The following is a 15,012-nucleotide window of genomic DNA, read 5'->3' as shown; positions in this document are numbered from 1 at the left end:
GCTCGATGACCTCGTCGACCACCACCACCGCGTCGGGACACCCCGGCAACGGCGACGCGCGCGGTGTGGTCGACGAGGTCGTCGGCGTTCCCGCCGGGATCGGAGCCACCGCCCGGGCCGCCCGCGCCGACGCGTACGACGCCTGGCTGCGGGGACTGCTGCCGGCCCGGGACGGCGTCGCCCTCGTCGCCGTCGGCGGGCTCGGGCGGCGGCAGTGCGCCCCGTACGGGGACCTCGACCTGCTGCTGCTCCACGCCGGGGTGCCCGGCGTGGACGACCTGGCCGCCGGCATCTGGTACCCGGTCTGGGACGCCGGGCTGCGGCTCGACCACTCGGTGCGGACGGTCGCCGAGGCGCTCTCGGTGGCCCAGGACGACGTCAAGGTGGCCCTCGGGCTGCTCGACGCCCGCTTCGTCGCGGGCGACGAGGCACTCGCCGCGCAGCTCACCCGCACCGCCACCGACCACTGGCGGCGCACCGCCGTCCGGCAGCTGCCCGGGCTGCGGGAGATCACCGGCGCCCGCTGGGAGACCCACGGGGAGCTCGCGTTCCTCCTCGAGGGAGATCTGAAGGAGGCCGCCGGCGGGCTGCGGGACGTGGGCATCCTCCGGGCGGTCGCGATCGCCGGCATCACCGACGCGCTGCGCCCCGCGGTCCGCGCCGCCCACCTGCGCCTGCTCGACACCCGCGACGCCCTTCACACGCAGGTCGGCCGCCGCGTCGACCGGCTCGTCGCCCAGGAACGCGACGGGGTCGCCGCCCTGCTGGGGCTGCGCCAGCCGCAGCCCGATGCGTCGGACGCCGCGCAGCGACCGCGAGTCGTCGGGCGACCGGGCGAGGGCGGCGGGTCCGACGCCGAGCCGGGCGGGGAAGCCGTGATCGGCGACGGTGACGCCCTGTTGCGCCGGGTCGCCGGCGACGCCCGCACGGTCCGCCACGCCCTCGACGACGCCTTCCGGGCCGCCGACCGGCTGCACGCCGGTCGCCGCCGCGGCGCCGACGGCCGCCCGGTCCGCCGGCCGGTCGCCCGGGACGTGGTGGAGCACGACGGCGAGCTGGTGCTGGCTCGCGCCGCGATCGGGGCACGCCCGGACCCGAGCCTGTCGCTGCGGGTCGCCGCCGCCGCGGCCGCCACCCGGCTGCCGATCGCCCGGGCCACCTGTGAGTGGCTCGCCGCGTACTGCCCGCCGCTGCCGACCCCGTGGCCCGCCGAGGCGCGCGCCGCCCTGATCACGCTGCTCGGGGCCGGCCCCGGCCTGGTGACGGCGTGGGAGACCTGCGACCGGTACGGACTGGTCGACGGCTGGCTCCCGGAGTGGACCCGGTTGCGGAGCCGGCCGCAGCACAACCCCGTGCACCGGTTCACCCTCGACCGGCACCTGGTGCAGACCGCGTACGAGGCGAGCCGGCACACCCGCGAGGTCGACCGGCCGGACCTGCTGCTGCTCGGCGCGCTGCTGCACGACGTCGGCAAGGGCCTGTCGGGGGATCACAGTGTGGTCGGCGCGCCGGTCGCCGAGGCGGTCGCCGCCCGGATCGGCCTGCCCGAGCACGAGGTGGCGCTGATCGGCTCGCTGGTCCGGCTGCACCTGCTCCTGCCCGACGTGGCCACCCGGCGGGACCTCGCGGACCCGAAGACCATCGCCGGTGTCGCGGCGAAGGTCGGCGACACGACCACCCTCGACCTGCTGCACGCGCTGGTGCGGGCCGACGCGGTGGCCACCGGGCCGGCCGCCTGGTCGGACTGGAAGGGGCGGCTCATCGCCGAACTGGTCGCCCGGGTCCGCACCACGCTGGACACCGGCGTGCTGCCGGAGCCGCCCGCCCCGGACCCGGCGCTGGTGGCGGGCCCGCTGCCGGTCGTACACCTGACCGGGGACCGGGTGGCGGTGGCCGCGGCGGACCGGCGGGGCCTGCTCGCGACGGTGGCCGGCTGCCTGGCCCTGCACCGCCTCGACGTGATCTCCGCGGACGCCTCGACGGTCGACGGGCGCGCGCTGGTCGAGTTCCGGGTCCAGCCCCGCTACGGCCTCGCGCCGGACCCGATCGCGCTCGCCGCCGACCTGCGGCGGGCGGTCGCCGGGGACGTGTCGGTCACCCAGCGGCTGCGGGGGCGGGCGCTCGCCGCCCGGAGCGAGGGGGCCGCACCGCGGGTCGTGTGGCACCGCGAGGCGGCCACCGACGCGGTGGTGCTGGAGCTGCGGGCGGCCGACGCCGCCGGCCTGCTCTACCGGGTCACCGGCGCGCTGGACGAGACCGGCGCCCAGGTGCGGGCGGCCCGGATCTCCACCCTGGGCGCGGACGTCGTGGACGCCTTCTACCTGGTCGGCGGCTGGCCCGACGCCGCCACCCGAGCCGAGGTGGAAGCGGCCGTCCTGGCGGCGGTGTGAGCCGGAGGGCCGTCATGATCCGCGCAACGTCGGGGAAGGTGCCGCCTCCCGCCGGGTCGAGGCAGCATCTTCCGGGACGTTGCCCGGAGCTCGGCGTCGGCGCGGCGCGCGAGGGGCGCGAGGGGCGCGGTGGCGGCCGGGGCGGGGCGCGGGCGGAGCAGGGGGCCGGCGGGGCGGATACCCTAGCGGTGGCCGGACGGCTCGCCCGGCCAGGTTTGTGCCCGCCGGAACACTGACAAACGGGATGTTCGCGTGTTTGACACCTTGAGTGACCGCCTGTCCGGGATCTTCACCAAGCTCCGCGGCAAGGGTCGGCTCACCGACGCCGACATCGACGCCACCGCGCGCGAGATCCGCCTCGCGCTGCTGGAGGCCGACGTCGCGCTGCCGGTGGTCAAGGGCTTCATCGCGAACGTCAAGGAGCGGGCCCGCGGCGCGGAGGTCTCCCAGGCGCTCAACCCGGCCCAGCAGATCATCAAGATCGTCAACGAGGAGCTGATCACCGTCCTCGGTGGCGAGGGGCGGCGGCTCCAGTTCGCCAAGCAGCCGCCGACCGTGATCATGCTCGCCGGCCTCCAGGGTTCCGGTAAGACCACCCTCGCCGGCAAGCTCGCCCGCTGGCTCAAGGCCCAGGGTCACCAGCCGCTGCTGGTCGCCGCCGACCTGCAGCGCCCCAACGCCGTCGGGCAGCTCCAGGTGCTCGGTGGCCGCGCCGGCGTCGAGGTGTACGCCCCCGAGCCCGGCAACGGCGTCGGCGACCCGGTGCAGGTGGCGCGGGCCTCGATCGAGCACGCGAAGCGGGCCGCCCGCGACATCGTCGTCGTCGACACGGCCGGCCGGCTCGGTATCGACGCCGAGATGATGCAGCAGGCCGCCGACATCCGCGACGCGGTCGACCCGGACGAGGTCATCTTCGTCATCGACGCGATGGTCGGTCAGGACGCCGTGCGCACCGCCGAGGCGTTCCGCGACGGCGTGGGCATCACCGGTGTGGTCCTCTCCAAGCTCGACGGCGACGCCCGTGGTGGTGCCGCGCTGTCGGTCCGGGAGGTCACCGGGCAGCCGATCCTCTTCGCCTCCACCGGCGAGAAGCTGGAGGACTTCGACGTCTTCCACCCCGACCGGATGGCCAGCCGGATCCTCGGCATGGGCGACGTCCTCACTCTGATCGAGCAGGCCGAACAGGCCTTCGACACCGATCAGAAGGAGAAGATGACCGCCAAGCTGATGGGCGGCGAACAGTTCACCCTGGAGGACTTCCTCGACCAGCTCATCGCCGTCCGGCGGATGGGGCCGATCGCCAACGTGCTGGCGATGATGCCCGGCATGGGGCAGATGAAGGACCAGCTCGCCGAGCTGGACGACAAGCACTTCGACCGGGTGACCGCGATCATCCGGTCGATGACCCCGGCCGAGCGCACCAACCCGAAGATCATCAACGGCTCGCGGCGGGCCCGGATCGCCAACGGCTCCGGCGTCACCGTGATGGACGTCAACCAGCTGCTCAACCGCTTCGCCGACGCGCAGAAGATGATGAAGCAGATGGGCGGCATGATGGGCCTGCCGGGTGGTCGCCGGAAGGCGACCAAGTCGCCGAAGAACAAGCGCAAGGGCACGAAGGGCGGTGGCGGCCGGCCGCGTACCGGCGCGGGGATGCCGGGCGGCTTCCCGGGTGGCATGCCGCAGCTTCCCCCGGGCATGGGCCCGGACGACCTGGCCGGACAGGGCCTGCCGCCGGGCTTCAAGCTTCCGAAGATCGACTTCAACAAGCTCGGCAAGGGGGACAAGCGCCCCGGCTGAGCGTGTCGGTGACGGCGGGCGACGTGATCAGCGCTTAGGGTGACCGTCGCCCCTTGGGAGGAGGAGTCATGACCGCGGCCCCGATCCTGCCCGAGCGGCACGAGTGGACGGTCGACGACCTCGGTGACCTGCCGAAGGACCTTCCGTACGAACTGATCAACGGAAGGTTGATCGTGCCGTCGCCCACCGCCGTGCACCAGGAGCTGTGTGTGTTGAGCTGCTGCTCGCCCTCCGAACCAACTGCCCGCCGGAATACCTGGTCAGCATCGACCTGTCGATGCGGGTCGACCGGCGCAACGAGCCCCGGCCCGACGTCGTGGCCATCCGCCGGGAACACGCCAACCGGTCGCCCGTCCCGGTCGAGGACGCGCTGCTCGCCGTCGAGGTGGTCTTCCCGACCAGCACCTTCCGGGACATGTACGACAAGGCGAAGGTCTACGCCCACGCCGGCATCCGGTCGTACTGGGTGGTCGACCCGCTCCAGGAGCGCGTCACGCTGACCGAGTACGCGCTCGGCGTGACCCGGGAGTACGAGCAGGTCGCCCACACCGAGGATTTGTTCGTCACCGAGCGGCCGTGGAAGGTATCGGTCGACCTGCCGGCCCTCACCGCCCGCCGCGACGCCCTGCTCGCCCCCGACGGGGAGTGATCGGGTAGGACTAGCGTATGGCTCTGCACGTACGCGGTGTGCTCCTCCCCGACGACGAGGTTCGGGATCTCTGGCTGGTCGGTGACCGGGTCACCTTCGACCCCGTGCCCGGGGCGGAGACGGTCGTCGACGGCGGCTACGTGCTGCCCGGCCTGACCGACGCGCACTGCCACATCGGCATCGCCCGCGGCGGCGCCCCGATCACCTCGCTCGACCACGCCCGCGAGCTGGCCCGCACCGACCGGGACGCCGGGGTGCTCGCCATCCGCGACGCCGGGTCCCCGTACCCGTACCCCGAGCTGGAGGACGAGCCGGACCTGCCGCGACTGGCGCGGGCGGGCCGGCACATCGCGCCGCCGAAGCGGTACCTGCGCGACATCGGCGTGGAGGTCGGCGCGGCGGAGGTGGCCGCGACGGTCGCCGAGCAGGCGCGGGCCGGGAACGGCTGGGTCAAGCTGGTCGGCGACTGGATCGACCGCGGGGTGGGTGACCTGGCGCCGGCCTGGGACGCGGACACCATGACCGCGGCGGTCGAGGCCGCGCACGCCGCCGGGGTACGCGCCGCGGTGCACACCTTCTCCGAGTCGGCCGTCGAGATCATGGTGCGCGCCGGGGTGGACTCGGTGGAGCACGGCACGGGCCTCAGCCTGGACCTGATCGACCTGATGGCCCGGCAGGGCACCGCGCTCGTGCCGACGATGATCAACATTCAGACCTTCGGCGGGATCGCCGACCAGGCCCGCGCCAAGTTCCCCGGGTACGCCGACCACATGCTCGCCCTGCGGGACCGCTTCCCCGAGGTGGTGCGCGCAGCGTACGAGGCGGGCGTGCCGATCTACGTGGGCACGGACGCCGGCGGCGGCATCGACCACGGCCTCGCCGCCGAGGAGATGCTGCTGCTGCACGAACGGGCCGGCATGTCCGCGGTGGACGTCCTCGCCGCCGCCTCGTGGGGCGCCCGCGAGTGGCTCGGGTTCCCCGGTCTGGTCGAGGGGGGCCTGGCGGACCTGGTCGTCTACTCCGAGGACCCGCGCCGCGACCTGCGCGTCGTCCGTACCCCCGCCCGGATCGTCCTCCGCGGCCACGTGGTGCGCTGACCGCTCCCGTCAGGACGACGGTGCGACGGCGGCGCCGAACAGTCGGACGGCGAGGCGGGTGAGCGCCTCGGCGGTGTCGTCCACCGGCGCCTGGGGCAGCACGATGTGACTGATCACCAGCCGCACGACGGAATCGGCGGCGAAGGCCAGGGCCGCCGGGTCGGCGCCGGTCAGGTGCCGCTCGGCCCACTCGATCAGTGCCGCGGACGCCTCGGCCAGCACCAGGTCACTCCGGGTGGTGAGGTACGGCAGCAGCTCCTCGGAGCCGCCCCGCGAGCTGGTGAGGATCGCCTTGACCAGCGGGTTGTCCGCCGCCGAGGCGAGGGTGTGCCGGATGGCCGCGTACGTGGCGGCACGCAGGTCGTCGCCGTGCGCGGTCAGCGCCGCGCGGACCTCGGAGACGAACCGGTCCACCTCGCGCCGGGCCAGCGCCTCGGCGAGCCCCGCCTTGGTGCCGAACTCGTTGTAGACCGTCTGCCGGCTCACGCCCGCGGTGGCGGCGACGGCGCCCATCCGCACGCCGTCCCAGCCGGTCGCGATCGTCAGCGCCCGCGCCGCGTCGACGATGCCGTCGCGCAACCGGGCCTCCCGCACGTCAACCATGATGGTCGAAGTCTAGGGCTTTCCGCCGGGTCGGCGGCGACCCGCGAGGGGCGCGGGCCGCCCGATGGCGTCCACCGGCCCGACGGCGCATAGGATGTGCGGTCATGGCACGCGTGCTCACTCCCCGTGCGGAGGACTTCCCCCGCTGGTACCAGGACCTGATCGCCAAGGCGAAGCTGGCCGACAACGGCCCGGTCCGGGGCACCATGGTGATCCGACCGGCCGGCTACGCCATCTGGGAGCGGATGCAGGCCGAGATGGACGCCCGCATCAAGGTGGCCGGCGCGGAGAACGCGTACTTCCCGCTCTTCATCCCGGAGAGCTACCTCAAGCGGGAGGCCGAGCACGTCGAGGGCTTCTCGCCCGAGCTGGCGGTGGTCACCCACGGTGGCGGCAAGCAGCTCGCCGAGCCGGTCGTGGTGCGTCCCACCAGCGAGACGGTCATCGGCGAGTTCATGGCCAAGTGGATCGACTCGTACCGGGACCTGCCGCTGCTGCTCAACCAGTGGGCGAACGTGGTCCGCTGGGAGCTGCGCCCGCGGGTCTTCCTGCGGACCAGCGAGTTCCTCTGGCAGGAGGGCCACACGGCGCACGAGACCCGCGAGGACGCCCGGGCGTACGCCCGGCGGATCCTGCACGAGGCGTACGAGGACCTGATGGTCAACGTCCTCGCCATCCCGGTGCAGGTGGGCCTGAAGACCGCGCGGGAGCGGTTCGCCGGCGCCACCGCCACGTACACCCTCGAAGGCATGATGGGCGACGGCAAGGCGCTCCAGCTGGGCACCAGCCACGAGCTGGGCCAGAACTTCGCCAGGGCGTTCGACATCAGCTACTCGTCGGCCGAGGGCGGCCGGGAGCACGCCTGGACCACCTCGTGGGGCACGTCGACCCGGATGCTCGGTGGCCTGATCATGTGCCACGGCGACGACAACGGCCTGCGGGTGCCGCCGAAGCTCGCGCCGGTGCAGGCGTACGTCATGATCGTCAAGGACGGTGAGGGGGTCGGCGAGGCGGCGGCCAAGCTGCGCGACGCCCTCCGCGACGCCGGTGTCCGGGTCGCGCTCGACGACCGCACCGACACCCCGTTCGGCCGCCGGGCCGTCGACGCCGAGCTGCGCGGCTATCCGGTACGCGTCGAGGTCGGCCCCCGCGACCTGGCCGCCGGCAACGCGGTCCTGGTGCGGCGTACGGACGGCTCGAAGTCCCCGGTGCCGGTGGCGGACGTGGTCGGCGCGGTGCTCGCGGCCCTCGACGCCGACCAGAAGGTGCTCCACGACCAGGCGCTCGCCAACCGGGAGACCCGCACCCGCGAGGTGTCGACCCTCGCCGAGGCGATCGAGGCGGCCGCCACCGGGTGGGCCCGGGTGCCGTGGTCGGCGGTCGGCGCGCAGGGCGAGGCCGAGGCGAACGCCCAGGGCGTCACCGTGCGCTGCCTGGTCCGCGCGGACGGCTCGGTGCCGGACTCGGAGGACGAGCCGGACCTGGTCGCCATCCTGGCCCGCGCCTACTGAGGTGTAAGGAAGGGCCCCCTCTTAACGCCTGCGGTAGAGGAAGGGTCCCCTGTTAACAGCGCTGGTGGGTGACGTGAGGTTCGCGCCGGGACGGTTGATCGTGCACCGCAACGTCCGCCGGGGCCGGATCGGCTGGGTCCGCCCCGCGCGGGTGGTCAGCGACGACGACCGCGGACTGCTGCTGTGGATCGCCCGGGGCTCGGCGGTGGCGAGTGAGGTCACCGAGGCCGGGCTCGGCATGCGGGCGATTCCGTTCGCGGAGTGGATCGTCTCGTCGTACCGGCTGGCGACCGGCCGGTGGCAGGGGCCGCCCCTGCTGAAGTTCCTGCCCACCGGGGCGGCGCACTCCGTCTGGTGGTTCCGGGACGCGCAGGGCCGCTTCGCCAACTGGTACGTCAACCTGGAGGAGCCCGGCGTGCGCTGGGACGACGGTGACCTGGCCGGGGTCGATGTGGTCGACCAGGACCTGGACGTGGTCGTCCGTCCGGACCGCCGCTGGGAGTGGAAGGACGAGGACGAGTTCACCGAGCGGCTGGACTTCCCGGAGCACTACTGGGTGCCCGACCCGGACGCGGTGCGCGCCGAGGGCGAACGGGTGATCGCGCAGGCCGAGGCGGGAAAGTTTCCGTTCGACGGCACCTGGTGCGACTTCGTGCCCCCGGCGGACTGGGCGCCCCCGCCGGAGCTGCCGGCCGGCTGGGACCGCCCCCCGGCACGCTGAGGCGACCTGTGTTTCCCGTCACTTTCGGGTGGCGGTGGGTGACCCGGGCCGGTCCGGTGCGAGAGTTCCCGACCCGATCTGGCAGAATGGCTCGCTGGTATCCGGCGTGTGTCCGGCGCCCTCTACCCCGGGCACCGCGCCAGTCCACCGAGCAGTCTCCGGCCCAAACCCCACTGTGCCGGTCGGCGCTCACCCGTGCACCGCCCGTTCGGGCCGGTGAGATCGCAACAGGAGCGAAAGAACTGTGGCCGTAAAGATCCGGCTCCTGCGGATGGGCAAGATCCGCAACCCGCAGTACCGCATCGTCGTCGCCGACTCGCGCACCAAGCGCGACGGCCGGGCGATCGAGTTCGTCGGGATCTACCAGCCGAAGGAGGACCCTTCGGTGATCGAGGTCAAGTCGGACCGGGTGCAGTACTGGCTCTCCGTGGGCGCGCAGCCGAGCGAGGCGGTGCAGCGCCTGCTGGAGAAGACCGGTGACTGGCAGAAGTTCAAGGGCCTGCCGGCCCCCGAGCCGCTGAAGGTCGCCCCCGAGCGGGCCGACCGCAAGGCGGCGTACGAGGCCGAGGCGAAGGCCGCCGCCGGTGTGGCGGAGACGCCGGCCAAGCCGGCCAAGAAGGCCGCCAAGCCCGAGGCGGCTGCCGAGGAGGCGCCGAAGACCGAGGAGCAGGCCGGTGCGGACTCCGGCGAGCAGGCCTGACGTGGCCCTGCGTCCGGCGCTGGAGCACCTGGTCAAGGGCATCGTCGATCACCCCGACGACGTCCGGGTCCGGCTCGTCGACTCCCGCCGGGGCAAGCGGCTCGAGGTCCGCGTGCACCCGGAGGACCTCGGCACGGTGATCGGGCGGTCCGGCCGGACCGCCAAGGCGCTGCGCCAGGTGATCGGCTCCATCGGCGGCCGCGGCGTACGTGTCGACATCGTCGACTCGTACTGATGCTGCTCATCGTCGGCAGGATCGGCAAACCGCACGGGATCCGCGGTGAGGTCACCGTGGAGGTGCGGACCGACGAGCCCGAGGCACGGTTCGCGCCCGGGTCGGTGTTACGTACCGACCCGGGCGCGAACGCGCCCACCGAGCCCGGTGCCTACCGGGTGCCCGAGGAACTGACCGTCGAGGCCGCCCGCTGGCACCAGGGGCGGCTGCTGGTCGCGTTCGAGGGCGTGCTGGACCGTAACGTCGCCGAGGTGCTCCGCGGGACCCTGGTCGGGGTGGACAGCTCCGACGTCGCCCCTCCGGAGGACCCGGAGGAGTTCCACGACCACCAACTGGTCGGCCTGGCCGTGGTCACCCCGGCCGGTGAGCGGCTGGGCGAGGTCGCGCGGATCGACCACGCGCCCGCGTCCGACCTGCTGGTGTTGCGCCGCCCGGAGGGGCGGGACGCGCTGATCCCGTTCGTCAAGGCGATCGTCCCCGAGGTGGACCTCGCCGGCGGTCGCGTCGTCGTCGACCCGCCCGGCGGCCTGCTCGACCTCTGAGGAGGGGCCGCCGGCCCCGCCGCGTGGCCCGTCCGGCCCGGAAGCTGTTGGAGCATCCCGAATGCGCGTCGACATCGTGTCGATCTTCCCGGATTACTTCGCTCCGCTGGACCTGTCGCTGATCGGCAAGGCCCGTGCCAACGGGGCGCTGCGGTTGGCCGTACACGATCTGCGGACCTGGACCCACGACGTGCACCGCACGGTCGACGACACGCCCTACGGCGGCGGGCCCGGCATGGTCATGCGCCCGGAGCCGTGGGGTGAGGCGCTGGACGCCCTCGCGCCGCCGGAGGTCCAGCCGCCCCGGCTGGTGGTGCCCGCGCCGACCGGCGCGCCGTTCACCCAGGCGATGGCCCACGAGTTGGCCGCCGAGCCGCACCTGCTCTTCGCCTGCGGCCGGTACGAGGGCATCGACCAGCGGGTGCTCGACCACGCCGCCACCCGGATGCCGGTGACCGAGGTCTCCCTCGGCGACTACGTGCTCTTCGGCGGCGAGGTCGCGGTGCTGGTGATCATGGAGGCGGTCACCCGGCTGCTGCCCGGTGTGCTCGGCAACGTGAGCTCGCTGGACGAGGAGTCGCACGCCCACGGGCTGCTGGAGGCCCCGATGTACACCAAGCCGGCGACCTGGCGGGGCCTGGACGTGCCGGAGGTGCTCCGCTCCGGTGACCACGGGCGGATCGCCCGCTGGCGGCGCGACACGGCGTTGACCCGTACCGCCGACCGGCGCCCCGACATGCTGGCCGCCCTCGACCCGGCGACCCTCGACAAGCGGGACCTCGCCGCGTTGGACCGGGCCGGATTTCAGCCCCCGCCGGGGGATGTGGCAAAGTAGAGGGGTTGCCGCAGCCGGCCGCGCCGCGGGCGGCTGCGAGGATCCTCGACCGGGGTCGGCGCCACCGGCCACCACCCGGGGATCAGAATCACCCATTCGCGCACCGACTGACGGTGCGCCGTGAGCCTCACGAGGACGCAGCGATGAACATCCTGGACGCCCTTGACGCCCAGTCCAAGCGGGTCGACCTCCCCGACTTCCGCGCCGGTGACACCGTCAAGGTGCACGCGCGGGTCGTCGAGGGCAACCGGTCCCGGGTCCAGATCTTCCAGGGCGTCGTCATCCGCCGCCAGGGTGACGGCCTGCGGGAGACCTTCTCGGTCCGCAAGGTCAGCTTCGGCGTGGGCGTCGAGCGCACCTACCCGGTCAACAGCCCGGCCATCGACCGCATCGAGGTCGTGACCCGCGGCGACGTCCGGCGCGCCAAGCTCTACTACCTGCGCGAGCTGCGCGGTAAGAAGGCCAAGATCAAGGAGCTGCGCGAGAAGCAGCCCAGCAGCTGACGTCGCGCTGCGCCACGCCGCCCGAGCTGCGCGTATGTCGTACCGACCAGACGGCACTACCCTGGTCGTACGGGCGCAGCAGGGCGGCCCCCACCCCGCGGTGGGGTGGACGTCCACTGCCGCCCGGGGAACCTCGACGAGGTTCCCGGGCGGTAGTGTCATTTCTGCGGACCGGAGAGTGGCGTGGTGCAGACGGTCAACGAGGACGGCGCGGTCGATCCGTGGCGTCGACGGACCCGCCGCACGCGCCGGCAGATGCCGCTCTGGCAGGAGTTGCCGCTGCTGCTGATCGTCGCCTTCTGCCTCGCGGTGCTGATCCGCACGTTCCTGCTCCAGGCCTTCTTCATCCCGTCCGGCTCGATGGAGGACACGCTCCTCGTCGGTGACCGGGTGCTGGTCAACAAGGTCGTCTACGACGTACGGGACCCGGTGCGCGGCGAGGTCGTCGTCTTCCGGGGCACCGACCGCTGGGCTCCGCAGGTCGACGGGCAGCCCGAGCCCGGCTTCGTGGGCAAGCTCGGCGCCACCGTCGGCGACCTGGTGGGGGTGACCCGGCCCGGCGAGAAGGACTTCATCAAGCGCGTCATCGGCCTGCCCGGTGACCGGGTGAGCTGCTGTGACGCGCAGGGCCGGGTGCTGGTCAACGGCACGCCGCTGGACGAGCCGTACGTCGTCCGTGACTCGCCGCTGGACGTCCCGCCGAACCCGCGCGAGTGCCGCTCCCGCCGCTTCGAGGAGATCGTGGTCCCGCCCGGGCAGATCTTCGTCATGGGCGACCACCGGTTGGTGTCCCAGGACGCCCGATGCCAGGGGCCGGTGCCGATCGACAACGTGGTCGGCCGGGCCTTCGGCGTGGTGTGGCCGTCGTCGCGGTGGAGTTCGCTCTCCGTTCCCGGGACCTTCGCGAACGTCCCGGGTCCGGCCAGCGTGTCGACCGGCCGGGCGCCCGTACGACCCACCCCGGACGGCGGTGTGGTGCTGCTGCTCCCGCTCTCGGCGGCTCTGCTCCGTTCTCGCGCGTTCCGGACGGTGCCGTTCAGCCGGGCAACGTAGGCTCCTTGCGTGATTGACGAGCAGACCGACAAGCCCCGCAGCTCCTTCTGGAAGGAGCTGCCGATTCTCCTCGGCGTGGCGATCCTGGTCGCGGTGCTGGTGCGAGCCTTCGTGCTGCAGACCTTCTTCATCCCCTCGCCGTCGATGGAGAACACCCTGCAGATCGACGATCGGGTGCTGGTCAACAAGCTGGTGTACGACTTCCGGTCGCCGCACCGGGGCGAGGTGATCGTCTTCAAGGCGCCCACGGCGTGGAGCGGCAACCCGGACGGCGAGGACTTCATCAAGCGCGTCATCGGCGTCGGCGGGGACCGGGTGGTCTGCTGTGACGAGCAGGGTCGGATCACGATCAACGGCATTCCGCTGGACGAGCCGTACCTGTTCGCCTCGGACGGCGAGCGGGACAAGCCCGCCGACCAGGAGTTCGACGTCACCGTCCCGGAGGGGCGGCTCTGGGTCATGGGTGACCACCGGTCCGCGTCGGGGGACTCGTTGCAGCACTGGCAGCAGTCCGGGCAGGACATCAACGAGGCGACCATTCCCGAGGACGAGGTCGTGGGCCGTGCCTTCACGGTGTTCTGGCCGCTCGACCGGGCCGGCTGGCTGAGCGTGCCGGAGCAGTTCGACGTCATCCCCAGTTCCTGACCTGGCCGGCGACCGTGGGGGCGTGGGCGTTGTCGGCGGCGTCTGGCAGGCTGGGGCGGTGACCGTCTACACCCCTCGTCGCGCGGCCCGGGTGCTGCTCGTGGACGGGGCCGGGCGTCTCCTGCTGTTCCATGGCAGCGACCCGGCCCGGCCCGGGCACCGGTACTGGTTCACGCCCGGGGGAGGGCTCGACCCCGGGGAGAGCCCCGCGGCCGGCGCCGCCCGCGAGCTGGCCGAGGAGACGGGCCTGCGGCTCACGCCCGGCGAGTTGGGCGAGCCGGTCTGGTCGGAGACGGTCGAGTTCCCGTTCGACGGCGTCTGGTACCGGCAGGAGCAGGAGTTCTTCCTGGTCCGGGTGGCCGCCTGGGAGGTCGACACGGGAGGTTTCGACGCCGTCGAGCGGGCCAGCGTCGTCGGGCACCGCTGGTGGTTCCCGCGGGATCTGGCGGCCAGTGGTGAGCGCTACTACCCGCCGGACCTGCCGGCCGTGCTGACGCGGGCGCTGTCCACCGCGTCCGGTGCCGCTGGCGTCCCGGGCGGTGGGCCGTGCTGACGCCGCCGCGCACCGTCGTCCGCCGGGAGGGCGGCCTGTACGCGCTGGAGCGCGCTCTCCAGCGGCGCGGCTTCCGGCACGTCGCCGGCGCCGACGAGGCCGGCCGCGGCGCCTGCGCCGGCCCACTGGTGGCGGCCGCCGCGATCCTGCCCGAGGGGCGGCGCGGCGAGATCGAGGGCCTCGCCGACTCCAAGCTGCTCACCCCGGCCAGCCGGGAGCGGGTGTACGAGGAGGTGGTCGCCCGCGCCCTGGCGTACTCCGTGGTGGTGATCCCGGCGGCGGAGGTGGACGCCCGCGGGCTGCACGTGTGCAACCTCGCCGCGATGCGCCGGGCGCTCGCCTCGCTCACCACCCCGCCGGAGTACGTGCTCACCGACGGCTTCGGCGTGGACGGCCTGGACGTGCCGGGCCTGGCGGTGTGGAAGGGTGACCGGGTGGCGGCCTGCGTGGCGGCGGCGAGCGTGCTGGCCAAGGTCACCCGGGACCGGATGATGGTCGAGCTGGACGGGACGTTTCCCGGTTACGGCTTCGCCGAGCACAAGGGTTACATCACCCCCGAGCACTCGGCGGCGCTGCGCGAGCGCGGCCCCTGCGCGGAGCACCGGTTCTCGTACGTGAATGTCGCGGCGGTGTCGGGCCGGCACGACGCCCCGCCCCGGGCACGTCGACCATTGGGCGCAAGGCCGGACGAGCCGATGGAGCGCTTGGGCGCGCCAGGGGGTACCGTCGGCGTGGCGTTGGGCGAGCGGCCTCGGCCCTCGGCGCCGGTGGGGGAAGATGTGGTCATGGAAGGCGGAGAGGGATGAGCGCGGAAGATCTCGAAAAGTACGAGACAGAGATGGAGCTGCAGCTCTACCGGGAGTACCGCGACATTGTCCGCCAGTTCTCCTACGTGGTGGAGACCGAACGCCGCTTCTACCTGGCGAACCAGGTCGACCTCCACGTGCGCAACTCGGACGGCGAGGTGTACTTCGAGGTCGAGATGCACGACGCCTGGGTGTGGGACATGTACCGTCCTGCCCGGTTCGTCAAGAATGTCCGGGTGATGACGTTCAAGGACGTCAACGTGGAGGAGCTGGAGAAGCCCGACATCTCCCTGCCCGCCGACTCCGGCTTCGGCGGCTGACCCTCCCCGGTCCCGGCGGCCCTCCCGCCGGCCGACACACCACGGCCCC

At 73.2% G+C, this 15,012-nt stretch carries 17 protein-coding genes; 16 read left to right on the top strand and 1 reads right to left on the bottom strand.

The features are described from left to right. Positions 1 to 5 precede the first annotated feature (5 nt). The 4 genes from AB0873_RS01970 to AB0873_RS01955 all read left to right on the top strand — a co-directional run bounded on the left by AB0873_RS01970 (position 6) and on the right by AB0873_RS01955 (position 5,936). Complete coding sequence (locus AB0873_RS01970; protein ID WP_366598014.1) at positions 6 to 2,390, top strand: [protein-PII] uridylyltransferase; 2,385 nt, start codon at positions 6 to 8, stop codon at positions 2,388 to 2,390. 252 nt (positions 2,391 to 2,642) lie between these two features. Further along, entirely contained in the window at positions 2,643 to 4,190 is a 1,548-nt protein-coding gene (gene ffh, locus AB0873_RS01965; protein WP_155333622.1) for a signal recognition particle protein, read from the top strand. Positions 4,191 to 4,395: 205 nt separating this feature from the next. After that, a complete protein-coding gene (locus tag AB0873_RS01960) occupies positions 4,396 to 4,839 on the top strand; it encodes a Uma2 family endonuclease (protein WP_366598013.1) in 444 nt (147 codons plus the stop codon). Positions 4,840 to 4,856: 17 nt separating this feature from the next. Continuing rightward, a complete protein-coding gene (locus AB0873_RS01955) occupies positions 4,857 to 5,936 on the top strand; it encodes an amidohydrolase family protein (protein ID WP_366598012.1) in 1,080 nt (359 codons plus the stop codon). A gap of 9 nt (positions 5,937 to 5,945) precedes the next feature. Here AB0873_RS01955 and AB0873_RS01950 read toward each other — a convergent pair whose 3' ends face one another. Continuing rightward, the gene (locus AB0873_RS01950) at positions 5,946 to 6,539 is read right to left on the bottom strand and encodes a TetR family transcriptional regulator (protein ID WP_366598011.1); all 594 of its coding nucleotides are present in this window, start codon (positions 6,537 to 6,539) and stop codon (positions 5,946 to 5,948) included. A gap of 104 nt (positions 6,540 to 6,643) precedes the next feature. Between AB0873_RS01950 and proS the strand changes: the two genes are divergently transcribed. The 12 genes from proS (at position 6,644) to AB0873_RS01890 (ending at position 14,963) form a co-directional block, all read left to right on the top strand. After that, entirely contained in the window at positions 6,644 to 8,050 is a 1,407-nt protein-coding gene (proS, locus tag AB0873_RS01945; RefSeq protein WP_366598010.1) for a proline--tRNA ligase, read from the top strand. Between the two features lie 73 nt (positions 8,051 to 8,123). Next, entirely contained in the window at positions 8,124 to 8,771 is a 648-nt protein-coding gene (locus tag AB0873_RS01940) for a DUF402 domain-containing protein (protein ID WP_366598009.1), read from the top strand. A gap of 244 nt (positions 8,772 to 9,015) precedes the next feature. Further along, entirely contained in the window at positions 9,016 to 9,471 is a 456-nt protein-coding gene (gene rpsP, locus AB0873_RS01935; protein WP_155333616.1) for a 30S ribosomal protein S16, read from the top strand. Beyond that, positions 9,446 to 9,706, top strand: coding sequence for an RNA-binding protein (locus AB0873_RS01930; RefSeq protein WP_174242547.1), 261 nt, complete (start codon positions 9,446 to 9,448; stop codon positions 9,704 to 9,706). Before rpsP ends, AB0873_RS01930 begins: the two co-directional genes overlap by 26 nt. A 2-nt stretch (positions 9,707 to 9,708) precedes the next feature. After that, complete coding sequence (rimM, locus tag AB0873_RS01925; RefSeq protein ID WP_366598058.1) at positions 9,709 to 10,248, top strand: ribosome maturation factor RimM; 540 nt, start codon at positions 9,709 to 9,711, stop codon at positions 10,246 to 10,248. Positions 10,249 to 10,309: 61 nt separating this feature from the next. Continuing rightward, the gene (gene trmD, locus AB0873_RS01920; RefSeq protein WP_366598008.1) at positions 10,310 to 11,083 is read left to right on the top strand and encodes a tRNA (guanosine(37)-N1)-methyltransferase TrmD; all 774 of its coding nucleotides are present in this window, start codon (positions 10,310 to 10,312) and stop codon (positions 11,081 to 11,083) included. Between the two features lie 143 nt (positions 11,084 to 11,226). Next, positions 11,227 to 11,586 (top strand): 50S ribosomal protein L19, encoded by a 360-nt coding sequence (gene rplS, locus AB0873_RS01915; protein WP_155333614.1) that lies wholly within the window; start codon positions 11,227 to 11,229, stop codon positions 11,584 to 11,586. Between the two features lie 183 nt (positions 11,587 to 11,769). Next, complete coding sequence (lepB, locus tag AB0873_RS01910) at positions 11,770 to 12,639, top strand: signal peptidase I (protein ID WP_366598007.1); 870 nt, start codon at positions 11,770 to 11,772, stop codon at positions 12,637 to 12,639. A gap of 9 nt (positions 12,640 to 12,648) precedes the next feature. Then, positions 12,649 to 13,284, top strand: a complete 636-nt coding sequence (gene lepB / locus AB0873_RS01905; protein WP_155333612.1) for a signal peptidase I — start codon at positions 12,649 to 12,651, stop codon at positions 13,282 to 13,284. A gap of 58 nt (positions 13,285 to 13,342) precedes the next feature. Next, positions 13,343 to 13,837 carry an NUDIX domain-containing protein gene (locus AB0873_RS01900; protein WP_155334377.1) on the top strand — a complete coding sequence of 165 codons (495 nt, stop codon included), beginning with the start codon at positions 13,343 to 13,345 and terminating at the stop codon, positions 13,835 to 13,837. Then, positions 13,831 to 14,643, top strand: coding sequence for a ribonuclease HII (locus AB0873_RS01895; RefSeq protein WP_366598006.1), 813 nt, complete (start codon positions 13,831 to 13,833; stop codon positions 14,641 to 14,643). The genes AB0873_RS01900 and AB0873_RS01895 overlap by 7 nt, the downstream gene beginning before the upstream one ends. Then, positions 14,640 to 14,963 carry a DUF2469 domain-containing protein gene (locus tag AB0873_RS01890; RefSeq protein ID WP_007075222.1) on the top strand — a complete coding sequence of 108 codons (324 nt, stop codon included), beginning with the start codon at positions 14,640 to 14,642 and terminating at the stop codon, positions 14,961 to 14,963. Before AB0873_RS01895 ends, AB0873_RS01890 begins: the two co-directional genes overlap by 4 nt. Positions 14,964 to 15,012 lie beyond the last annotated feature (49 nt).

This window comes from Micromonospora sp. NPDC047707 (assembly GCF_040704235.1).
Lineage (GTDB): Bacteria > Actinomycetota > Actinomycetes > Mycobacteriales > Micromonosporaceae > Micromonospora.
Note: the sequence above shows the minus strand (reverse complement) of the source record. Positions and strands in the feature narration are given on the sequence as shown.